General features: G+C 67.7%; 20 protein-coding genes and 2 pseudogenes. 16 read left to right on the top strand and 6 right to left on the bottom strand.

What is annotated here, in order from left to right; genetic code table 11:
- The first annotated feature begins 84 nt into the window (after positions 1–84).
- The 15 genes and pseudogenes from apbC to CBM2594_RS27105 form a co-directional block, all read left to right on the top strand.
- On the top strand, positions 85–1,173 hold the full coding sequence (gene apbC, locus CBM2594_RS13105; protein WP_116357200.1) for an iron-sulfur cluster carrier protein ApbC: 1,089 nt from the start codon (positions 85–87) through the stop codon (positions 1,171–1,173).
- 14 nt (positions 1,174–1,187) lie between these two features.
- A complete protein-coding gene (locus CBM2594_RS13100; protein WP_116357199.1) occupies positions 1,188–1,733 on the top strand; it encodes a DUF3305 domain-containing protein in 546 nt (181 codons plus the stop codon).
- 31 nt (positions 1,734–1,764) lie between these two features.
- Entirely contained in the window at positions 1,765–2,379 is a 615-nt protein-coding gene (locus CBM2594_RS13095) for a DUF3306 domain-containing protein (protein WP_116357198.1), read from the top strand.
- 100 nt (positions 2,380–2,479) lie between these two features.
- The gene (locus CBM2594_RS13090) at positions 2,480–4,645 is read left to right on the top strand and encodes a 4Fe-4S binding protein (protein ID WP_116357197.1); all 2,166 of its coding nucleotides are present in this window, start codon (positions 2,480–2,482) and stop codon (positions 4,643–4,645) included.
- A 32-nt stretch (positions 4,646–4,677) separates the two neighbouring features.
- Complete coding sequence (locus CBM2594_RS13085; protein WP_116357196.1) at positions 4,678–5,316, top strand: TorD/DmsD family molecular chaperone; 639 nt, start codon at positions 4,678–4,680, stop codon at positions 5,314–5,316.
- A gap of 194 nt (positions 5,317–5,510) precedes the next feature.
- Positions 5,511–5,726, top strand: coding sequence for a formate dehydrogenase (locus CBM2594_RS13080; RefSeq protein ID WP_116357195.1), 216 nt, complete (start codon positions 5,511–5,513; stop codon positions 5,724–5,726).
- A gap of 73 nt (positions 5,727–5,799) precedes the next feature.
- Positions 5,800–8,826 (top strand): molybdopterin-dependent oxidoreductase, encoded by a 3,027-nt coding sequence (locus tag CBM2594_RS13075; RefSeq protein ID WP_116357194.1) that lies wholly within the window; start codon positions 5,800–5,802, stop codon positions 8,824–8,826.
- 15 nt (positions 8,827–8,841) lie between these two features.
- Positions 8,842–9,528 (top strand): formate dehydrogenase FDH3 subunit beta, encoded by a 687-nt coding sequence (gene fdh3B / locus CBM2594_RS13070; RefSeq protein ID WP_116357193.1) that lies wholly within the window; start codon positions 8,842–8,844, stop codon positions 9,526–9,528.
- Positions 9,525–9,761 carry a hypothetical protein gene (locus tag CBM2594_RS13065; protein ID WP_116357192.1) on the top strand — a complete coding sequence of 79 codons (237 nt, stop codon included), beginning with the start codon at positions 9,525–9,527 and terminating at the stop codon, positions 9,759–9,761. The genes fdh3B and CBM2594_RS13065 overlap by 4 nt, the downstream gene beginning before the upstream one ends.
- Positions 9,762–9,810: 49 nt before the next feature.
- Entirely contained in the window at positions 9,811–11,031 is a 1,221-nt protein-coding gene (locus CBM2594_RS13060; protein WP_116357191.1) for a formate dehydrogenase subunit gamma, read from the top strand.
- A 33-nt stretch (positions 11,032–11,064) separates the two neighbouring features.
- Positions 11,065–11,430, top strand: coding sequence for a hypothetical protein (locus CBM2594_RS13055; RefSeq protein ID WP_116357190.1), 366 nt, complete (start codon positions 11,065–11,067; stop codon positions 11,428–11,430).
- Positions 11,431–11,485: 55 nt separating this feature from the next.
- On the top strand, positions 11,486–12,316 hold the full coding sequence (locus tag CBM2594_RS13050) for a formate dehydrogenase accessory sulfurtransferase FdhD (protein ID WP_116357189.1): 831 nt from the start codon (positions 11,486–11,488) through the stop codon (positions 12,314–12,316).
- A gap of 92 nt (positions 12,317–12,408) precedes the next feature.
- Entirely contained in the window at positions 12,409–12,975 is a 567-nt protein-coding gene (gene dcd, locus CBM2594_RS13045; RefSeq protein ID WP_018008077.1) for a dCTP deaminase, read from the top strand.
- 147 nt (positions 12,976–13,122) lie between these two features.
- Positions 13,123–15,393 (top strand): arginine/lysine/ornithine decarboxylase, encoded by a 2,271-nt coding sequence (locus tag CBM2594_RS13040; RefSeq protein ID WP_116357188.1) that lies wholly within the window; start codon positions 13,123–13,125, stop codon positions 15,391–15,393.
- A pseudogene (locus CBM2594_RS27105) lies at positions 15,372–15,644 on the top strand (hypothetical protein); the annotation flags it as partial. The gene CBM2594_RS13040 and the pseudogene CBM2594_RS27105, both read left to right, overlap by 22 nt.
- On the opposite strand, the pseudogene CBM2594_RS13035 reads toward CBM2594_RS27105, so the two are convergent.
- The 3 genes and pseudogenes from CBM2594_RS13035 to CBM2594_RS13025 form a co-directional block, all read right to left on the bottom strand.
- Positions 15,567–15,872: pseudogene (locus CBM2594_RS13035) on the bottom strand (PIN domain-containing protein); the annotation flags it as partial. The pseudogenes CBM2594_RS27105 and CBM2594_RS13035 sit on opposite strands and share 78 nt — an antisense overlap.
- Positions 15,859–16,095 (bottom strand): FitA-like ribbon-helix-helix domain-containing protein, encoded by a 237-nt coding sequence (locus CBM2594_RS13030; protein ID WP_116357186.1) that lies wholly within the window; start codon positions 16,093–16,095, stop codon positions 15,859–15,861. The pseudogene CBM2594_RS13035 and the gene CBM2594_RS13030, both read right to left, overlap by 14 nt.
- Positions 16,096–16,335: 240 nt before the next feature.
- Positions 16,336–17,031 carry a glutathione S-transferase family protein gene (locus CBM2594_RS13025; RefSeq protein WP_116357185.1) on the bottom strand — a complete coding sequence of 232 codons (696 nt, stop codon included), beginning with the start codon at positions 17,029–17,031 and terminating at the stop codon, positions 16,336–16,338.
- Positions 17,032–17,157: 126 nt separating this feature from the next.
- Here CBM2594_RS13025 and CBM2594_RS13020 point away from each other — a divergent pair, with 126 nt between their 5' ends.
- Positions 17,158–18,072 (top strand): LysR substrate-binding domain-containing protein, encoded by a 915-nt coding sequence (locus CBM2594_RS13020; RefSeq protein ID WP_116357184.1) that lies wholly within the window; start codon positions 17,158–17,160, stop codon positions 18,070–18,072.
- Positions 18,073–18,122: 50 nt separating this feature from the next.
- On the opposite strand, the gene CBM2594_RS13015 is transcribed toward CBM2594_RS13020, so the two are convergent.
- From CBM2594_RS13015 to argH, 3 genes are all read right to left on the bottom strand, one after another.
- Complete coding sequence (locus CBM2594_RS13015) at positions 18,123–19,838, bottom strand: TRAP transporter large permease (protein WP_116357183.1); 1,716 nt, start codon at positions 19,836–19,838, stop codon at positions 18,123–18,125.
- Between the two features lie 12 nt (positions 19,839–19,850).
- Positions 19,851–20,450, bottom strand: a complete 600-nt coding sequence (locus tag CBM2594_RS13010) for a TRAP transporter small permease subunit (protein ID WP_116357182.1) — start codon at positions 20,448–20,450, stop codon at positions 19,851–19,853.
- Positions 20,451–20,744: 294 nt separating this feature from the next.
- Positions 20,745–22,163: an argininosuccinate lyase gene (gene argH, locus CBM2594_RS13005; protein ID WP_116357181.1), complete on the bottom strand. Its 1,419-nt coding sequence runs from the start codon at positions 22,161–22,163 to the stop codon at positions 20,745–20,747.
- Positions 22,164–22,211: the final 48 nt, after the last annotated feature.

Here is a 22,211-nt window from a genome sequence, read left to right as displayed (position 1 = left end):
GTTCATGGCCGGTGCTGCATACTTTGATACATTAGGCGCAGGCCATCATGCGCCCGTTCCCCACCTATCCAAGCGGAGTTTGTCTTGAGCCTCAGCACTGAGCAGGTTACCGAAGCCCTGCGCACCGTCATCGACCCCAATACGGGCAAGGACCTGGTGTCCACCCGCTCGGCCAGGAACATCCGCGTCGATGGCGGCGAGGTATCGCTGGAAGTGGAACTCGGCTATCCCGCGAAGAGCCAGATCGATCCGATCCGCAAGCTGGTGGTGGCCGCGGTGCGGCAGGTGCCGGGCGTGACCAATGTCAGCGTGGCCGTGACCATGAAGATCGTCGCCCACGCGGTGCAGCGCGGCGTGAAGCTGCTGCCGGGCGTGAAGAACGTGATCGCGGTGGCGTCGGGCAAGGGCGGGGTCGGCAAGTCGACCACGGCGGTGAACCTGGCGCTGGCGCTGGCTGCCGAGGGCGCGCGCGTGGGCATGCTCGACGCGGATATCTACGGCCCCAGCCTGCCGATGATGCTGGGCATCGACGGCCGCCCGGAATCGGCCGACGGCCAGACCATGGAGCCGCTGGAGGGCCACGGCCTGCAGGCCAACTCGATCGGCTTCCTGATCGAGCAGGACAACCCGATGGTATGGCGCGGCCCGATGGTGACCTCGGCGCTGGAGCAGCTGCTGCGCCAGACCAACTGGCGCGACCTGGACTACCTGATCGTCGACATGCCGCCGGGCACCGGCGACGTGCAGCTGACGCTGTCGCAGAAGGTGCCGGTGACCGGCGCGGTGATCGTCACCACGCCGCAGGACATTGCGCTGCTGGATGCCAAGAAGGCCCTGAAGATGTTCGAGAAGGTGGGCATCCCCATCCTGGGCATCGTCGAGAACATGGCGGTCTATTGCTGCCCGAACTGCGGCCATGTCGAGCATATCTTCGGCCACGGCGGCGGCGAGAAGATGTGCGCCGACTACGGCGTCGACCTGCTCGGCAGCCTGCCGCTGAACCTGAGCATCCGCGAGCAGGCCGATTCCGGCCGCCCGACCGTGGTGGCCGAGCCCGACAGCCCGGTCGCCGAGATGTACCGCGCCATCGCGCGCAAGGTGGCGATCAAGGTCGCCGACAAGGCGCGCGACATGACCAGCAAGTTCCCCAGCATCGTTGTGCAGAACACCTGAGCACGCCCGCCGCCATGGACAGCCAGCCCGCCGCCAACCTGCCGCCGCCCGGCGCGCGCCCCGCCGTCACCATGGCCGTGGTGATGCGCAAGGTGGCGCTGGCCAACCGCTGGCAGCCCTGGAAGTGGCAGCTGGACGCGGTGCTGCCCGACCTGGGCGAGTTCGGCACGCACCCGGTATGCCTGGAGCGCGACGCCCAGGGCGCGCGCTGGCTGTACCCGGGCTATGAAGTGGAGCTGTTCCGCGACCAGGGCGAAGGCTACTACCTGAACCTGACCTCGGCCACGCCGTGCTGGTTCGTGCTGTGGCGCATGCCCGAGGACGAAGGCGCGGGCGAGGGCGACGCCGAAGCGGCGCATCCGGTGCCGGTCACGGTGACGCTGTCGTACAACGAGGCCGGCCGCTGGCTCGATGCCGGCGAGACCGTCGAGAACGTGCCGCTGGCGCCGGAGCAGCGCGACTGGCTGCAGGCCTACGTCAACGAACATTACCGGCCCGAGCCCAAGCAGCGGCGCCGGCCCGAATCCTTCAAGGCGCCGGACGAGCGCGCCCGCTATTGATTTCTGACGCTACCGAGAGGCGGCCCTGCCCATGAGCGAATCGTCCTTCCTGTCGCGCTGGTCGCGCCGCAAGGCCGCGGTGCGCGAGGGCGTGGCCGTGCCGGCGGAACCGCCGCAGCCGGCCGAGGTCGAGGGCGAGCCCGGGGCCGTCCCGGCGACCGCGGAAGCTGCTCCCGAGGCGCCGCAGACTCCGCCGCCAACGCTGGCCGACGTCGCGGCATTGCGGCCCGGTGACGAGATCGCGCGCTTCGTCGCGCGCGGCGTCGACGAATCGGTCAAGCGCGCCGCGCTGAAGACCTTGTTTGCCGATCCGCACTTCAATGTGATGGACGGGCTCGATATCTATATCGACGACTACAGCAAGCCGGACCCGATCCCGCCCGAGATCCTGCGCCAGTTGCGCCAGGCCGAGACCCTGGGCCTGTTCGAGCCGACCGACGAGGAGCGCGCCGCGGCCGAGGCCGCGGCCCGGCTGTCCGCGCCGGAACAGGTACCGCCGGCAGCGCATGAGGTGTCCGAACCAGAGGGCGAGCAAGCCGCCGTGCCGCTGGCGCAGGCCGATGCGCCCGCGGGCGCCGAAACGCCGCCACCGGATAGCAGTCAAAGCGAACAACAGGGCCAGCCAGACCCGGACAAACGCGCGTAGCCCCGCGGGGCAGCGCAGCCTACAATAGGCATCCCCACAATCCGCCGGCCCGCAGACCCCCGCCAAGAAGGGACGTCCGGACCGGTCAGCCGCATTCGCCATGCCGACGCTGATCTGCAATTGCAACGACACCATGCCGCTGGACGGGGCGGCGTTGTCTGGAGCAACCCGGGACGCCAGCGAGGGGCCGCTCAAGGTCCACCGGCTGCTGTGCCGGCGCGAAATCGGTGACTTCACCGCCGCGCTGGACGGTACCGAGGACGTGATCGTCGCCTGCACGCAGGAGCGCCAGCTGTTTACCGAGGTGGCCGCGCATGCCGCGCAGGGCGGCGAGGGCCGCCCGGTGGTGACCGCGCCGGTGCGCTTCGTCAATATCCGCGAGACCGGCGGCTGGTCGCAGGGTGCGCGGCGCGACCCGAAGACCGCCAACGCCAAGATCGCCGCGCTGCTCGCGGTGGCCGCGCTGCCCGAGCCCGAACCGGTGCCGGTGGTGGACTACCGCAGCGGCGGCGCCGTGCTGGTGCTGGGGCCAGCCGCCCGCGCGCTGCCGTGGGCAGAGCGGCTGGCCGCGATGCAGCTCGAAGTCACGGTGCTGCTGAGCGGCGCCGACCCGCGCGACGGCAGCGCCGCGCAGCCGGCGGCGCGCGCCTATCCGGTCCACAGCGGCCGGCTGGCAGCGCTGACGGGCTGGCTGGGCGCCTTCGACGCCAGCTGGGAGACCGGCGCCGGCCGCAGCAACCCGATCGACCTGGACCTGTGCACGCGCTGCAATGCCTGCATCGACGCCTGTCCCGAGGACGCGATCGACTTCAGCTACCAGATCGACCTGTCGCGCTGCCGCGCGCACCGCGATTGCGTGCGCGCCTGCGGCGCCGCCGCGGCGATCGACTTCGACCGCCCGCAGGCCACCGCGCAGGGCCGCTTCGACCTGGTCTTCGACCTGTGCGACACGCCCGCCTTCACCATGCACCAGCCGCCGCAGGGCTACCTGCACGCCGGCGCCGACCCCGCGCGCCAGCAGGCCCAGGCGCTGTTGCTGGCCGGACTGGTGGGCGAGTTCGAGAAGCCCAGGTTCTTCCGCTACAAGGACAGCCTGTGCGCGCACGGGCGCAACCAGACCACCGGCTGCACCGCTTGCATCGATATCTGCTCGACCGAGGCCATCGTCTCGCGCTGGCATGACGGCAAGGGACGCATCGAAGTCACGCCCAACCTGTGCATGGGCTGCGGTGCCTGCACCACGGTCTGCCCCAGCGGCGCCATCAGCTACGGCTACCCCGGCCCGGAGACGACCGGCGCGCGCCTGCGCACGCTGCTGTCCGCCTACCGGCAGGCCGGCGCGCGCGATGCTGTGGTGCTGCTGCACGGCGAGGAATACGGCACGCCCGCGCTGCTGGCGCTGGGCCGCGCCGCCCGCGGCGGCAAGGCGCGCGGCGTGCCCGCGCCGGTCATGCCGCTGGCGCTGTTCCATCCGGCCTCGGTCGGGCTGGAGCTGTGGCTGGCTGCGCTGTGCTGGGGCGCCAGCCGTGTCGCCGTGCTGCTGACCGGCGACGAGGCGCCGCAATACCGCACCGCGCTGGCGGAGCAGATGGCGGTCGGGCGTGCGCTGCTGTCGGGCCTGGGTTATGACGCTGACGCGCTGTCGCTGGTCGAGGCCGCCGACACGCTCGCGCTCGATGCCGGCCTGGCGGCGCTGCGCCCGGCGCGCAACGCGTTGCCGCCCGCATCCTTCGGCCCGGTCGCGGCCAAGCGCGAGCTGCTCGACTTTGCGCTCGACCACCTGGTGCGTCATGCGCCGGTGCCGGCGCAGAGCGTGCCGCTGCCGGCCGGCGCGCCCATCGGCGCCATCACCGTCGATACCGGCAAGTGCACACTGTGCCTGGCCTGCGTGGGCGCGTGCCCGTCGCAGGCGCTGCGCGACAACCCCGAGCGCCCCGTGCTCAGCTTTATCGAGCGCAACTGCGTGCAGTGCGGGCTGTGCCAGAAGACCTGCCCGGAAGACGCCGTAACGCTGGTGCCGCGCCTGCTGGCCGGCGACGCGGCACGGCGCCCGGTCACGCTCAACGAGGCCCAGCCGTTCCATTGCGTGCGCTGTGCCAAGCCGTTCGGCACCGCGCAGATGGTCGAATCGATGCTGGTGCGCCTGGCCGGCCATCCGGCCTTTGCCGGCGCCGCCGCGGAACGCCTCAGGATGTGCCCCGACTGCCGCGTGGTGGACATGATGGAACGCGATCCCGGCGCCGTCACCGGCGCCACCCTGCGCTGAAACCCGGCGCGAAGGCAAAAAATCATCACGACATGACAGATTTCCAGCCGATCCAGCTCACCGCCGCGCCGCCCGCCGACCCCGCGGACAGCGAGGACACTGCGCGCGCCGACCTGTACGGCGTGCTGGCAACGCTGTTCTACCGCGCGCCGGATGCCGCCTTGCTGCACCACATCGCCGCCAACCGCGCCGTGGGCGACGACGCGCATACCGTGCTGGGCAAGGCGTGGAACGCTTTGTGCGACGCAGCATCCGAAACCACCGCGGCCGAGGCCGAGGAGGAGTACCGGCAGCTGTTCGTCGGCGTGGGCCGCCAGGACGTGTTCCTCTACGGCTCTTTCTATATGACGGGCTTCCTCAACGAGCGCCCGCTGGTGGCGCTGCGCGAAGACCTGGCCCGCTATGGCCTGGAGCGCCATGAAGGCGTCAGCGAGACCGAAGACCACATCGCCACGCTGTGCGAGGTGATGCGCTTCCTGGTGGCGGGCGACGACCTGTCGATATCCAACCTGGGCGAGCAGCAGCGCTTCTTTGCGCACCACCTGCAGCCGTGGATCGAGCCCTTGTGCGAGGCAGTGGCGGCGCATCCGCAGGCGCGCTTCTATCGCAGCGTGGCCGGGCTGCTGGGCGCCTTCGCCGGCGTCGAGGCGGTGGCGCTGGAGATGACGTAAGCGGGCGAGTGGGCCGGTACGGGACCGATGCGGCGCAAGGCGCGGGTCACGGGCGGGCTGCCTAGCCCAAATAGGATCGGAAGGTAAGGAAAAACCCGCGCTTGTCATGGTCTTTCCCTGCAGTTGATTCTAGAATATGCATAACAACGCATAACGGCACAACCATCGGGCTTTGACAACCGAGGAGCCCCCACATGAGAGAGAAGCCAACCAGGGTCGCGCGCCGCACGTTTCTCGCGGGCGCCGGAGTCGTGGCCGCCGCGACGGGTGCGGCAGCGCTGAGCGCGCGCGCACCGGTCATGCCAGGCCAGGCTGCAGCCCAGCCGGAACCCGCCGACCCCCCGTCGGACAGCAAGGGTTACCGGATCTCCGAGCATATCCGCAAGTATTACCGGACCACGCTGGTGTAATCGCCACGGCGGCGTGGTCTGGCGCGCCGCCTGCTACCGGACGCTACCCAGGCGTCCGTTTCTGAGGTGAGACATGATCTTGACCCGCAAACGCGCGGCGCAGGGCGCATCCGCCCGCCTCGCTGACGGCCTCGCCAACCGGCCCGAATCCGCTTCCGGCCGGCTCTCGCAACGACTCGCGGCCAGCCTGGCGGGCGCCATGCCCACCATGGACCGCCGCGGCTTCCTCAAGCGCTCCGGCATCGGTGTCGGCGCCGGCCTGGCGGCCGGGCAGCTGACGCTGCTGCGCAAGGCCGACGCCGCCGACGACAAGAAGGGCGCCGCCGCCGACGGCAAGAACGGCATCGTGGTCCGGCGCACCGTGTGCGGCCATTGCTCGGTCGGCTGCGCGGTCGACGCGGTGGTGCAGAACGGCGTGTGGATCCGTCAGGAGCCGGTGTTCGATTCGCCGCTGAACATGGGCGCGCACTGCGCCAAGGGCGCCGCGCTGCGCGAGCACGGCCACGGCGAGTACCGGCTCAAGTACCCGATGAAGCTGGTCAACGGCAAGTACCAGCGCATCGGCTGGGACCAGGCGCTGGACGAGATCACCGCGAAGATGAAAGAGATCCGCCAGCAGACCGGCCCGGACTCGATGTTCTTCGTCGGCTCATCCAAGCACAGCAACGAGCAGTCCTACCTGATGCGCAAGTGGGTGTCGTTCTTCGGCACCAACAACACCGACCACCAGGCGCGCATCTGCCACTCCACCACGGTGGCGGGCGTGGCCAACACCTGGGGCTACGGTGCGATGACCAACTCGTACAACGATATGCAGAACTCGAAGGCAGCTCTCTATATCGGCTCCAACGCGGCCGAGGCGCACCCGGTGTCGATGCTGCACCTGCTGCATGCCAAGGAGAACGGCTGCAAGGTGATCGTGGTCGATCCGCGTTTCACGCGCACCGCGGCCAAGGCGCACCACTATGTGCGGATCCGCTCGGGCACCGATATCGCCTTCCTGTTCGGCGTGCTGTACCACATCTTCAAGAACGGCTGGGAAGACCAGAAGTTCCTGAACGACCGCGTCTACGGCATGGACAAGGTCAAGGAAGAAGTGCTGGCCAAGTGGACGCCCGACAAGGTCGAGGAAGTGACCGGCGTGCCCGAGGCGCAGGTCTACCTGGTCGCCGAGACCATGGCCAAGAACCGCCCGAGCACGCTGGTGTGGTGCATGGGCCAGACCCAGCACACCATCGGCAACGCCATCGTGCGCGCGTCGTGCATCGTGCAGCTGGCGCTGGGCAATATCGGCGTGGCGGGCGGCGGCGCCAACATCTTCCGCGGCCACGACAACGTGCAGGGCGCCACCGACGTCGGCCCCAACCCCGACTCGCTGCCGGGCTACTACGGCTTGGCCACCGGCGCGTGGAAGCACTACGCGGCGGTGTGGGGCGTGGACTACGAATGGATCAAGAAGCAGTTCGTCTCGCAGGCGATGATGGAAAAGTCCGGCACCACGGTGTCGCGCTGGATCGATATCGTCACCGAGAAGAACGAGCTGATCGACCAGGACAACAACGTGCGCGGCGTGTTCTTCTGGGGCCATGCCCCGAACTCGCAGACGCGCGGCCTGGAAATGAAGAAGGCGCTCGACAAGCTCGACCTGCTGGTGGTGGTCGACCCGTACCCGTCGGCGACCGCGGCCATGGCCAACATGCCGCCGGCCGAGGGCGACAAGGTCAACCCCAACCGCGCGGTGTACCTGCTGCCGGCCTGCACGCAATTCGAGACCTCGGGCTCGTGCACGGCGTCGAACCGTTCGCTGCAATGGCGCGAGAAGGTGATCGAACCGCTGTTCGAATCGATGCCCGACCACACGCTGATGCAGGCGTTTGCCGACAAGCTCGGCTTCGGCAAGGAGCTGTCGAAGAACTACAAGATGATCGAGGTCAAGCGCGCCGGCCGGACCTGGATGGAGCCGGAGCCGGAATCGATCCTGCGCGAGATCAACGCCAGCAACTGGACCATCGGCTACACCGGCCAGTCGCCTGAACGTCTTAAGTCGCATATGCGCAATATGCAGATGTTCGACGTCAAGACGCTGCGCTGCAAGGCAGGCAAGGACCCGGTCACCGGCTACGACCTGACCGGCGACTACTTCGGGCTGCCATGGCCGTGCTACGGCACGCCGGAACTGAAGCACCCGGGCTCGCCCAACCTGTACGACACCACCAAGCACGTGATGGACGGCGGCGGCAACTTCCGCGCCAACTTCGGCGTGGAGCGCGACGGCGTCAACCTGCTGGCCGAAGACGGTTCGTATTCGCTGGGCGCGGAAATCACCACCGGTTACCCCGAGTTCGACCACGTGCTGCTGAAGAAGCTGGGCTGGTGGGACGACCTGACCGATGCCGAGAAGGCCAAGGCCGAGGGCAAGAACTGGAAGACCGACCTGTCCGGCGGCATCCAGCGCGTGGTGATGAAGAACCATGGCTGCCACCCGTTCGGCAACGCCAAGGCGCGCGCGGTGGTGTGGAACTTCCCGGACCCGATTCCGCAGCACCGCGAGCCGCTGTATTCCACGCGCCCCGACATGGTCGTCAAGTACCCGACCCACGACGACAAGATGGCGTTCTGGCGGCTGCCGACGCTGTACAAGTCGGTGCAGCAGCGCAACCTCGAGAACAAGGTGGCCGAGAAGTTCCCGATCATCCTGACCTCCGGGCGGCTGGTCGAATACGAGGGCGGGGGCGAGGAAACCCGTTCCAATCCGTGGCTGGCGGAACTGCAGCAGGAGAACTTCGTCGAGATCAACCCGCGCGCGGCGTCCGACCGCGGCATCCGCAACGGCGACTTCTGCTGGGTCAAGACCCCTACCGGCGCCCGGCTGAAGGTGCGCGCGCTGGTCACCGAGCGGGTCGGGCCGGATACCGCCTTTGTCCCGTTCCACTTCTCTGGCTGGTGGCAGGGCAAGGACCTGAAGGACTACTACCCCGAGGGCGCGATGCCGGTGGTGCGTGGCGAAGCGGTCAATACCGCCACCACGTATGGCTATGACTCGGTGACGATGATGCAGGAAACCAAGACCACCATTTGCCAGATCGAGCGGTTTGCCTAAGCGCAGAGGGACACCATGGCACGCATGAAATTTATCTGTGACGCCGAGCGCTGCATCGAGTGCAACAGCTGCGTCACCGCCTGCAAGAACGAGCACGAGGTGCCCTGGGGGGTGAACCGGCGCCGCGTGGTCACGGTCAACGACGGCATGGTCGGCGCCGAGAAATCGATCTCGGTGGCCTGCATGCACTGCTCGGACGCGCCCTGCATGGCGGTCTGCCCGGTCGACTGCTTCTACCGCACCGAGGACGGCGTGGTGCTGCACGACAAGGACGTCTGCATCGGCTGCGGCTACTGCTCCTATGCCTGCCCGTTCGGCGCGCCGCAGTTTCCGTCGACCGGCACCTTCGGCGTGCGCGGCAAGATGGACAAGTGCACCTTCTGCGCCGGCGGGCCGGAAAAGAACGGCTCGGAAGCCGAGTTCGAGAAGTACGGCCGCAACCGGCTCGCCGAAGGCAAGCTGCCGCTGTGCGCCGAGATGTGCTCGACCAAGGCGCTGCTGGGCGGCGACGGCGACGTGATTGCCGACATCCTGCGCAACCGCGTGATCAAGCGCGGCACCGGCGGCGACGTGTTCGGCTGGGGCACGGCCTATGGCAACGCCCAGCAGGCCGGCGCGAAGCCCGCGCCAGCGCCGCAGCCGGCCGCGCCGACGCCGGCCCCGCCGGCAGCCACAGCACCTGCGGGAGGGAAAGCGTCATGAATCGCATCCGCGTCGTTGCACTGATGTCGCTGTGCGGCGTGCTGCTGGCGGCGTGCGGCGAAAAGCCGCAGACCATCGGCCCGTCGCACCGCAAGGCCGACGCCCAGGCCTTCCAGGGGGCGCCGGACGATCCGTTCGTGGCCAAGGGCTGGACCGCGGGCGACCGCACCAGCTGGGACAACCAGATCCGCCAGCGCAACCAGTTGCAGAACGAGTACACCCGGGTGCAATGAGCGCGCCGCCGTGGGGACTTCCCGGTATCCGGGAACTGAAGGAGGGGCTATGACGCCGTCGCACAATCGATGCCGCGCCGCAGGCTGGCGTGGCTGGCTCGCCGCTGGAGCGCTGGCGCTGATGGCCGTGGCCGGCCATGCCGCCGCGCAGGCGCCGGCCCCGGCGCCAGGACCGTCGACGGGACCGGCGACCGCCTCGGCCAGCGCCGACGCCAACAACCCGGCCACGCATCCGGCGCAGCCGCTGGCCGGCATTGCGTCCGAGAACATCTTCAACATCCCGCCGCGCGATATCGCCGCCGAGGCCAGGTCGCAGCAGCAGCGCAGCGTGACGCAGCCGGGCAACAATGCGCCGATGTGGCGCGAGGTCAATTCCGACCAGCGCCACTACAGCAGCCTGCCCGACAAGGAAGCCGGCGTGCTGATCCAGCGCACCGGCCAGTCGTGGCGGCTGTTCCGCAACGGCGTCATCACGGTCTGGGGCGGCTGGCTGCTGCTGATCGTGCCGGTGGCGATCCTCGGCTTCTTCCTGTGGCGCGGCACCATCCCGCTGCGCACGCCCAAGACCGGCCGCATGATCGAGCGCTTTACGCCGCTCGAGCGCATCGTGCACTGGACCATGGCGATTTCCTTCGTGGTGCTGGCGGTGTCGGGCATCGTGATGCTGCTGGGCAAGCATTTCCTGCTGCCGCTGATGGGCCATATGCTGTTCGGCTGGCTCAGCTACATCCTGAAGAACCTGCACAACGTGGTCGGGCCGATCTTCACGCTGTCGGTGATCGTCGCCTTCGTGGTGTTCCTGCGCGACAACCTGCCCAGCCGCGACGACGTGCGCTGGGTCACCAGCCTGGGCGGGCTGGCCTCCGGCAAGCACGTGCCGAGCGGGCGCTTCAACGCCGGCGAGAAGATGTGGTTCTGGGTGGGCGTGTTCGTGTTCGGGCTGGTGCTGTCGGCATCGGGCTGGGTGCTCGACATGATCGTGCCCGGCATGGACTACTACCGCGCCACCATGCAGATCGCCAACGTGATCCACGGGATCTCGGCGGTGCTGATGATTGCGATGGCGTGCGGCCATATCTATATGGGCACCATCGGCATGGAAGGCGCGTATCGCGCCATGCGCGATGGCTGGGTCGACGAGGCCTGGGCCAGGGAGCACCACGAGCTCTGGTACGACGACATCAAGTCCGGCAAGATCCCGGCCCAGCGTTCGGCCAGCCCCGATGCCGCCGCGACTCGGCCGGCGCGCCATAGTCCCGGTGAAGCCTGAAGCGGGCCCCACGACAAATAAGAAGGTCTGACGATGACACGCATCCTGACGCTGATCGCCGTAGCCGCCGCTGCTGCCGGCGCGGCCTTCGCCCCGGGCGCGCTGGCCAAGCTGCCCGCGCCGACCGAAGCCCAGCAGGCCAGGGCCGCCGAAACGAAGGCGCGCGCCGCCTGGTCCGACAAGGTCGCGGCCTACCAGCTGTGCCGCGCCCAGGACAAGGTTGCCACGCGTTACCTTGCCGACCGCAAGGCCCACGGGCAAGCGGCGCGCGAGCCGGTGCAGACCGCCGCCTGCGCCGATCCGGGACCGTTCGCGGCCACTGCCGCGGCCCCGGCCATCGCCGGCACCGCCGGTGCGCCGGCAGCGGGCGCGGTACAATCGTCCGCAAAGGCGCCGTAACTCCTGCCCCCTGCATGCCGCTCGGGGCTTCACCCGCAGCCCCGAGTCCCTCGACATGACCTTGCGTCCCGAGCTTACCCAGGCAGCCGTTCCCCTGATCGAAGAGGTTGAAGTCGTCGACGAGCAAGGCCGCGTGCGCGCGGCCTACCTGCCGGGCGAGCGGCCGCTGACGGTCTATCTCGACAAGCGCGAACTGGTCACGCTGATGACGCTGGGCGGCGCGCCCGAGCACCTGGTGCTGGGCTACCTGCGCAACCAGCGCCTGGTCGAATCGATCGAGGACATCGCCGCGGTGCAGGTCGACTGGGAAACCGAATCGGCCGCCGTGACCACCCGCACCGGCGTCGACCGCATCGAAGAGCGCACCGCGCGCCGCGTGGTCACCACGGGCTGCGGCCAGGGCACGGTGTTCGGCTCGCTGCTGGACGAGGTCGACAGCATCCGGCTGCCGGCCGGCGCCACGCTCGATCAGGACACCCTGTACGGCATCATCGACACCATCCGGCTGCAGCAGTCGGTGTACAAGCAGGCCGGGTCGGTGCATGGCTGCGCGCTGTTCCAGGGCACCGAGCTGCTGATGTTCGTCGAGGACGTCGGCCGCCACAATGCCGTCGATGCCATTGCCGGGCGCATGTGGCTGGAAGGGATGGGCGGCGGCGACAAGATTTTCTACACCACCGGGCGCCTGACTTCCGAAATGGTGATCAAGGGCGCGCAGATGGGCATCCCGTTCCTGCTGTCGCGCTCGGGCGTGACGCAGATGGGCTACCAGATGGCGCGGCGCGTCAACCTGACGCTGTTTGCGCGCTGCACCGGCAAGCATTTCCTGCTCTATACCGGGCGCGAGCGCTTCCGCCACCGACTGCCCGAAGATGTAGTGGCGTAGCGGCCACTTGAGTGGCCGTTCCGCGCTTGAGGGGCGCGCGTCGATTGGTTGTACAATGCGGCGCACTCCGAGCCGTCTATCCTCCCAACCTTATGAGCATCAAATCTGACAAATGGATCCGCCGCATGGCGGAGCAGCACGGCATGATCGAGCCGTTCGAGCCAGGCCAGGTCCGGGAGGCCGACGGCCGCAAGATCGTGTCGTACGGCACCTCGAGCTACGGCTACGACATCCGCTGCGCCGACGAATTCAAGATCTTCACCAATATCAACAGCACCATCGTCGACCCGAAGAACTTCGACGAGAAGTCATTCGTCGACTTCAAGGGCGAGGTCTGCATCATCCCGCCCAATTCGTTCGCGCTGGCGCGCACGATGGAATACTTCCGCATCCCGCGCAGCGTGCTGACCATCTGCCTGGGCAAGAGCACCTACGCCCGCTGCGGCATCATCGTCAACGTGACGCCATTCGAGCCGGAATGGGAAGGCTATGTGACGCTGGAGTTTTCGAACACCACGCCGCTGCCGGCCAAGATCTACGCCGGCGAGGGCTGCGCCCAGGTATTGTTTTTCGAAAGCGACGAGATCTGCGAGACCTCGTACGCCGACCGGGGCGGCAAGTACCAGGGCCAGCACGGTGTCACACTGCCGAAGACCTGAGCGCATTACAATCCGGCGTTTGCCGGCACGGCGAGCCTGCCAGGGCCGCCAAACCTGACGTGAGAGCCACATGCCGCCGTCGCAGGGAACCCCTGCGGGCCATGTGGCTCAAGTCCTTTATGTCCTGCTTTCCATCAAGGATGCCCGATGAAATTCCGCTTCCCCGTCATCATCATTGACGAAGACTTCCGCTCCGAGAACATCTCCGGCTCCGGCATCCGCGCGCTGGCCGAGGCGATCGAGAAAGAGGGCATGGAAGTCATGGGGCTGACCAGCTATGGCGACCTGACCTCGTTCGCCCAGCAGTCCAGCCGGGCATCGACCTTTATCGTGTCGATCGACGACGACGAGTTCGCCAGCGACAGCGAGGAGCTCGAGGCCGCCGCGATCGAGAAGCTGCGCGCCTTCGTCACCGAGGTGCGCCGCCGCAACTCCGACCTGCCGATCTTCCTGTACGGCGAGACCCGCACCTCGCGCCATATCCCCAACGATATCCTGCGCGAGCTGCACGGCTTCATCCATATGTTCGAGGACACGCCCGAGTTCGTGGCGCGCCACATCATCCGCGAAGCCAAGGTCTACCTGGACACGCTGGCGCCGCCGTTCTTCAAGGCGCTGATCGACTACGCGCAGGACAGCTCGTATTCGTGGCACTGCCCGGGGCACTCGGGCGGGGTGGCGTTCCTGAAGAGCCCGGTCGGCCAGGTGTTCCACCAGTTCTTCGGCGAGAACATGCTGCGCGCCGACGTCTGCAATGCCGTCGACGAACTGGGCCAGCTGCTGGACCATACCGGGCCGGTGGCCGCGTCGGAGCGCAATGCCGCGCGCATCTTCAACTCCGACCACATGTATTTCGTCACCAACGGCACCTCCACCTCGAACAAGATGGTGTGGCATGCCAACGTGGCGCCGGGCGATATCGTGGTGGTGGACCGCAACTGCCACAAGTCGATCCTGCACGCGATCATGATGACGGGCGCGATCCCGGTGTTCCTGATGCCGACGCGCAACCACTACGGCATCATCGGCCCGATCCCGAAGAGCGAGTTCGATCCGCAGACGATCAAGAGGAAGATCGCCAACCACCCGTTCGCCAGCAAGGCCAAGAACCAGAAGCCGCGCATCCTGACCATCACCCAGGGCACCTACGACGGCGTGCTGTACAACGCCGAGCAGATCAAGGAAATGCTGGCGGCCGAGATCGACACGCTGCACTTCGACGAAGCCTGGCTGCCGCACGCGGCGTTCCACGACTTCTATCGCAACATGCACGCGATCGGCAAGGACCGCCCGCGCAGCAAGGACGCGCTGGTGTTCGCCACGCAGTCGACGCACAAGCTGCTGGCCGGGCTATCGCAGGCGTCGCAGATCCTGGTGCAGGATTCCGAGACGCGCAAGCTGGACCGCTACCGCTTCAATGAAGCGTACCTGATGCACACCTCGACCAGCCCGCAGTACTCGATCATCGCCTCGTGCGACGTGGCCGCGGCGATGATGGAAGCGCCGGGCGGGACCGCGCTGGTGGAAGAGAGCATCCAGGAAGCGCTGGACTTCCGCCGCGCCATGCGCAAGGTCGAGGGCGACTACGAGGCCGGCAACAACGGCGACTGGTGGTTCAAGGTGTGGGGCCCGGACGCGCTGATCGAAGACGGCATCGGCGACCGCGAAGAATGGATGCTGAAGGCCAACGAGCGCTGGCACGGCTTCGGCGACCTCGCCGACGGCTTCAACCTGCTCGACCCGATCAAGGCCACCATCATCACCCCGGGCCTGGACGTCGACGGCGAGTTCAGCGAGCGCGGCATCCCCGCGGCCATCGTCACCAAGTACCTGGCCGAGCACGGCATCATCATCGAGAAGACCGGGCTGTACTCGTTCTTCATCATGTTCACCATCGGCATCACCAAGGGCCGCTGGAACTCGCTGGTGACCGAGCTGCAGCAGTTCAAGGACGACTACGACCAGAACCAGCCGCTGTGGCGCGTGCTGCCGGAATTCGTCGCCAAGTATCCGCAGTACGAACGCATGGGCCTGCGTGACCTGTGCGATGCGATCCACAGCGTGTACAAGGCCAACGACGTGGCGCGCGTAACCACCGAGATGTACCTGTCGGACATGGAACCGGCGATGAAGCCGTCGGACGCGTGGGCCATGATGGCGCACCGCGAGATCGAGCGCGTGCCGGTCGACGACCTGGAAGGCCGTGTCACCGCCATCCTGCTGACGCCGTACCCGCCGGGCATCCCGCTGCTGATCCCGGGCGAGCGCTTCAACCGCACCATCGTGCAATACCTGAAGTTCGCGCGCGAGTTCAACAAGCTGTTCCCCGGCTTCGAGACCGATATCCACGGGCTGGTCGAGGACGAGGTCGACGGCAAGAAGGCGTACTTCGTCGACTGCGTGAAGCAGGGCGCCTGAGCGCCGGCCGGCTTTGCCGATGCATAAGGGGCCCCGCCACGGCGGGGCCCTTTCTTTTTGTCCTAGCTGAACGGATTCATCACCATCGCACCCGTGCCGCGGAAGTCTGCGACATTGCGGGTGACAACGGTGAGGCGGTGGATCAGCGCGGTGGCGGCGATGAACTTGTCCAGCGCGTGCTCCGGCCGTCCGGCGCGCAGCTGGCCCCACACCTGCGCGACCTCGGCATCGACCGGCAGCACCTGCCGGCCGAAATCCTCCAGCACATTGGCCAGCCAGCGCTCCAGCAGCGCCGCCTGCACCGCGTCGCCGCGATGGCGGATCAGTGCCACGCCGCGCTGGAGTTCGCCCACGGTCAGCGCCGACAGGTAGAGCGCGGCCCCTTCGCGCGCCGCCTCCCGGAAGAATGCACGGACGCCGGGGTTGGCGCGCTCCCGCTTGCGGGTCTCGCTGATGACGTTGGTATCAATCAAATACACGCGGCGCCTCGCCCGTATCCTGGATGCGTTCGAAGTCGGCGTCCTGGCCGACGTCCGGCATGCCGGCCAGGACTTCGGCAAAGCTGCGCCGGGCCGTGCCGCCCAGCGCCTGCGCCAGGATGGCGCGGTGTTCGGCCTCGGCGCTGCGGCCGTTGGCGGCGGCCTGCTCGCGCAGGCGCTGGACCAGTGCTTCATCGATGCCACGAACCAGTAGGGTTGCCATCTTGAACTCCTCACCGTTGGATGGAGTGATGATAGCATTGTTATCACTACGGCAGTCACGTATCGATGGCAGGCAGTAGATCGGGGTCGCGGGGCGCCCCGCGCAATGGGTGTTCGGCATGACGTTCTCCTGTTCATGGGCTGAATGCAGGAAACAGTCTGGGCCGTGCCGGCCCGCTGGTCGATGAGCCGATTCGCAATTGCGCAGGTTGCCTCGCCGCGACGCCGCTGCGCTGGCGCGTCAGCGCAGCGCCAGCACGTCTGCCAGCGCAACGTGCCCCTGGAAGCCGCCCGAGCTTTGCGCCGGCGCTTGCCGCTCGATGGCGTGGGCAAAGCGCACCGCCGGATCGGCTTCGAGCTGGTTGTAAAGGCGCTGCAGGTTCGGGAAGTCCTCGAGGTTCAGCACCTTGTGGTACTTCGACCAGCGCGCGATGCCGCTGAAGTAGGCGTCGGCCACGGTGCGGTGGTCACCCAGCAGCCACGGCTGCGCGCCCAGCATGGCTTCGAGTTCCTGGTGCACATGGCGGACTTGCTCCGTGCCGTAGCGGACCAGCGCCGGGCGGTCGGCCTCGTCCACGCCCTCCAGCGCGTGCCAGAGCGGGGCAAAGGCGCCGAAGTAGCTGGTGTTGAGGTAGGCCAGTTGCTGGTTGAGCCGGTCGAAATCGCGCGTGCCCTGGGCAAAGCCAATTTTTCGCTCGATGCCGCGCGCGCCGATGTGGTTCAGGATCGCCATGCTTTCGCTGACGAAATTGCCCTGGGCGTCCATCAGCGTCGGGGTTTCGCCGACCGGGTTGATCTGGCGGTAGGCAGCGCTGGTCACCACTTCGGGCATGTCGATGCGGCTCAGGCGATAGGGCTGGCCAAGCCATTCCAGCGCCACGATCGAGCCGAACGAGCAGCCGGAGGGAACGCCGTAAAAGAGGGTGGGGGTAGACATGGGTAGTTCTCCTGGATTCGGTCAGGGCCCGCCGATCGGGCACAGGTGAACTGTAGATGTATGGACTTTGCGTGAGTAGTAGGCAAAAATCCGACCTATCGTCCACATACATAGACTTTGCCAGCCATGATCAACCTCAACGACCTGCGCTTCTTCGTCGTCGCCGTGACACATGGCGGCTTTGCCGCCGCGGGGCGGGCGCTGGGCGTGCCCAAGTCCACGGTCAGCAAGCGCGTGGCCGAACTGGAGCAGGCGCTGCAGGCGCGGCTGCTGTACCGCAGCTCACGCAGCTTTACGCTGACCGATGCCGGCCGCGACTTCTACGACCACGCGCACGCCGCGCTGATCGAAGCCGAGGCCGCGCAAGAGGCGGTGCAGCGGCGCGTGGCCGAGCCCAGCGGCACGGTGCGGATCACGGCCGCGGTGCCCACCGCGCAGCGCTACCTGGCGCCGCACCTGCCGGCGCTGGCGCGCGCCTATCCGCGCCTGCACGTGCAGCTGGAGGTATCGGACCGGATGGTCGACCTGGTGCAGGAAGGCTTCGATATCGCCGTGCGCAGCCATTTCGCGCCGCTGCCGGACTCCGGGCTGGTGCAGCGGCAGCTTGCCGTCGAGGACATCGTGCTGGTGGCGTCGCCCGGCTACCTGGCTGGGCGCGGCACGCCGGAATCGCCCGCGCAGCTGTGCGGCCACGACGGGCTGCTGACCGCGGCCAGCGCAGGCACGTGGCGGCTGTGGGGGCCGCAGGGTGCGCGTGCCGAAGCCACGCCGGCGCCCCGCATGACCGTGAACGAATCGACCGTGCTGCTCGGCGCCGCCGAGGCGGGCCTGGGTATCGTGCCGCTGCCGTACGAGCTGTGCCGCGCGGCGCTGGCGGCCGGGCAACTGGTGCGCGTGCTGCCGCACTGGACCGCCGGCAGCGTGACCACCACGCTGCTGCTGCCGGCGCGGCGCGGGCAGTTGCCGGCGGTGCGGGCGACCGTCGACTTCCTGGTGCAATGCCTGGCTGCCGGCGGCGCGGGCCATGCCATGCCGCAATGAAAAAGCCCCGCATTGCTGCGGGGCCTGGAGCTCTGCGATCCGGCTGCGTCCTACTTCTTTTCGAACTCGAACTGCGGCGCGGCCGATTCGCTCTCCGCCGGAGGCTGGGTCGGCAACTGGAGCGAGCCGGACTCGGCCGGCGCGGCACCCGGGCCCGGCACCGACAGGCTGGGCGCGGCGGGCTTGGGACTGCCGCCTTCCAGGTCGATGTTCAGGTCGCGCGTGATGCTGCGGTCCTGGACCTTCTGCGTGCCGGTGCTGACCAGGCCGGGGAAGATGATGATCAGCGCCACCATCACCAGCTGGATCACCACGAACGGCACCGCGCCCCAGTAGATCTCTGAGGTCTTCACCTCGCGCGGCGCGACCGAGCGCAGATAGAACAGCGAGAAGCCGAACGGCGGGTGCATGAACGAGGTCTGCATGTTCACCGCCAGCAGCACGCCGAACCAGATCAGGTCGATGCCGAGCTTGTCCGCCACCGGCCCCACCAGCGGCACCAGGATAAAGGCCAGTTCGAAGAAGTCCAGGAAGAACGCGAGCAGGAAGAACAGCACGTTCACCGCCACCAGGAAGCCGGTCTGCCCGCCAGGCAGCGCGGTCAGCAGGTGCTCGACCCAGATATGGCCGTCGACGCCGTAGAACGTCAGCGAGAACACGCGCGCGCCGATCAGGATGAAGATCACGAAGGCCGACAGCTTGAGCGTGGCCTCCATGGCCTGCCGGGTCAGGCCCAGGTCGAGGCGGCGCTTGGCCATGGCCAGGATCAGGGCGCCGAGCGCGCCCATGCCGCCGCCCTCGGTCGGCGTGGCCACGCCGATGAAGATGGTGCCGAGCACCAGGAAGATCAGCGCCAGCGGTGGGATCAGCACGAACGTGACCTTCTCCGCCATCTGCGACAGCAGCCCGAGCTTCAGCGTCTTGTTGATCACCGCCAGCACGAAGGCGAACAGGATCGCCGCGCCCACCGAGATCACCAGGCGCTCGTCCAGCGGGGCCTCGGGCTTGTACAGCATGTCCACCGCCACGCCCACCGCCACCGCCAGCGCGGTCAGCACCAGCACCGAAGCGGCGCCGCTCTTGCCGCTGGGCTCGCGGAAGGTGCGCGCCTCGATCGGCAGCGCCGGCGCGGCGGCCGGCTTGATCAGCGTGACCAGCAGCACGTAGAGCATGTACAGGCCGGTCAGCACCAGGCCCGGCACGAACGCGCCCTTGTACATGTCGCCCACCGAGCGGCCGAGCTGGTCGGCCAGCACGATCAGCACCAGCGACGGCGGGATGATCTGCGCCAGCGTGCCCGATGCCGCGATCACGCCCGACGCCAGCCGCTTGTCGTACTTGTACTTGAGCATCAGCGGCAGCGAGATCAGCCCCATCGAGATCACCGAGGCCGCCACCACGCCGGTGGTCGCCGCCAGCAGCGCGCCGACGAAGATCACCGCGTAGGCCAGGCCGCCGCGGATCGGGCCGAACAGCTGGCCGATGGTGTCGAGCAGGTCCTCGGCCATCCCGGAGCGTTCCAGGATCAGGCCCATGAAGGTGAAGAACGGGATCGCCAGCAGCGTGTCGTTCTCGATGATGCCGAACAGCCGGCTCGGCAGCGCCTGCAGCAGCTCGGGCGGCAGCATCCCCAGCTCGATGCCGATGAAGGCGAACAGCAGCCCGTTGGCGGCCAGCGCAAAGGCGATCGGGAAGCCCGACAGCAGGAATACGACCAGCGAGGCGAACATGATCGGTGCCATGTTCGCAATCAGGAATTGCGTCATCGTGCGCGCCTCTTATTGTTTTTCAGACGGGGCGGCCTGGTTGGCCTGCGCGATCGCGGCGATCTCCAGCGCCGGGTCGACCGCGTGCTTGCGGAAGGCAGAGAACGGCAGTTCCCCCTTCAGGTAGGCAAAGCGCTTGATCAGCTCGGACAGGCCCTGCAGGATCATCAGGGCAAAGCCCGCCACGATCAGGAACTTGGCCGGCCAGCGGATCAGGCCGCCGGCATTGCCGGACATTTCGTGGCCGGCGTAGGACAGCCAGAAGTAGGGGATCGACAGCCAGAGGATGATCGCGGAGATCGGCAGCAGGAAGAACAGGATGCCGAACACATCGATCCAGACCTGGGTGCGCTCCGAGAAGCGGCCGGCGACGACGTCGATGCGCACGTGCTCGTCGCGGCGCAGGGTATAGGGAGCGCCCAGCAGGAACACGCCGGCGAACATATACCACTGCAGTTCCAGCCAGGCGTTGGAACTGATGCTGAAGGTGTAGCGAATGATGGCGTTGCCTGCGCAGACCAGTACGGCCAGCAGGACCAGCCATTTCGCCCACTGCCCGATGAAAGCATTCACGGCGTCGATAAGCCGCGAGATCCTCATAAGGGAAGACATGTGATCGTCCTAGGGATTGGGGGATACAGGGGTGGCGCGTTAGTCTACGGCGTAGGCGCCCCTGTATCTTTAGGGTGAATCCCCAGTGCATCACATTTTTCCGCGATTTCGCACCTATCCTGCGTCAATCGCGCGCCATGCCACGCGGATTCGATATTTCCCGGGCCGGGTAGGGGCGCCCGGCCGCGGCGGCTTCATGCAATACACAACAGTTTTCGCTGCGCGGCGGGCAGAAAACAAAAACGGGAGCTTGCGCTCCCGTTGCCGGCTTGCCAGGCAATCGCCGCTGCTCGGTCAGCTGTTCAGCTCCGCGCGGGCTGCAGCGATGGCCGCGCGCACCTGGTCCGGCGCGGTGCCGCCGATATGGTTGCGCGCCGCGACCGAGCCTTCCAGCGTCAGCACCGCGTGCACGTCGTCGCCGATCAGCGCGGCCTTGTCGCCCAGGCCGGAGACCTCGCGCAGCTCGGCCACGCTCAGGTCGGCCAGGTCGCACTGGCGGCCGTCGCAGGCGCGCACGGCGTGGGCCACGGCTTCATGGGCGTCGCGGAAGGGCAGGCCCTTCTTCACCAGGTAATCGGCCAGGTCGGTCGCGGTGGCGTAGCCCTGCAGCGCCGCGGCACGCATTGCTTCGGGCTTGACGCTGATGCCCGGCACCATGTCGGCGAAGATGCGCAGCGTATCGACCACGGTATCGACCGTGTCGAACAGCGGCTCCTTGTCTTCCTGGTTGTCCTTGTTGTACGCCAGCGGCTGGCCCTTCATCAGCGTCAGCAGGCCGATCAGGTGGCCGTTGACGCGGCCGGTCTTGCCGCGCGCCAGTTCGGGAACGTCCGGGTTCTTCTTCTGCGGCATGATCGAGCTGCCGGTGCAGAAGCGGTCGGCGATGTCGATAAAGCCCACGCGCGGGCTCATCCACAGCACCAGCTCTTCCGAGAAGCGCGACACGTGGGTCATCACCAGCGCGGCGGCGGCGCAGAATTCGATGGCGAAGTCGCGGTCCGAGACCGCGTCGAGCGAGTTGCGGCAGACGCCGTCGAAGCCCAGCTGCTGCGCCACGAACTCGCGGTCGATCGGGTAGCTGGTGCCGGCCAGCGCGGCGGCGCCCAGCGGCAGGCGGTTGACGCGCTTGCGGCAGTCGGCCATGCGCTCGGCATCGCGCGTGAACATCTCGTTGTACGCCAGCAGGTGGTGGCCGAAGGTGACCGGCTGCGCCACCTGCAGGTGGGTGAAGCCGGGCAGGATGGTGGCGGCGTTCTGCTCGGCCAGGTCGAGCAGCGAGGTACGCAGCGCGCCCAGCAGGGCGATGATGTTGTCGATCTCGCTGCGCAGCCACAGGCGGATATCGGTCGCGACCTGGTCGTTGCGCGAGCGGCCGGTGTGCAGCCGCTTGCCGGCATCGCCCACCAGCGCGGTCAGGCGCGCCTCGATATTCAGGTGGACGTCTTCCAGGTCCAGCTTCCATTCGAAGCTGCCGGCCTCGATCTCGCCGCGGATCTGCGCCATGCCGCGCTCGATCTCGGCGCGGTCGGCCTCGGCGATGATGCCCTGCTTTGCCAGCATGGCCGCGTGGGCCAGCGAGCCCTGGATGTCGAACAGGGCCAGGCGCTTGTCGAAGAACACCGAGGCGGTGTAGCGCTTCACCAGGTCGGACATCGGTTCGGAGAAGCGGGCGGACCAGGCTTCGCCTTTCTTGGCAAGTTGGGAGTTGGACATGGACGTCGGCTGCAGTGGCTCGCGCGGCAGGCGGCCGGCGTGCGGACG

This window comes from Cupriavidus taiwanensis (assembly GCF_900249755.1).
Taxonomy (GTDB): domain Bacteria; phylum Pseudomonadota; class Gammaproteobacteria; order Burkholderiales; family Burkholderiaceae; genus Cupriavidus; species Cupriavidus taiwanensis_D.
The sequence above is the reverse complement of the archived record's forward strand: the minus strand, read 5'-3'. Positions and strand labels throughout refer to the sequence as shown.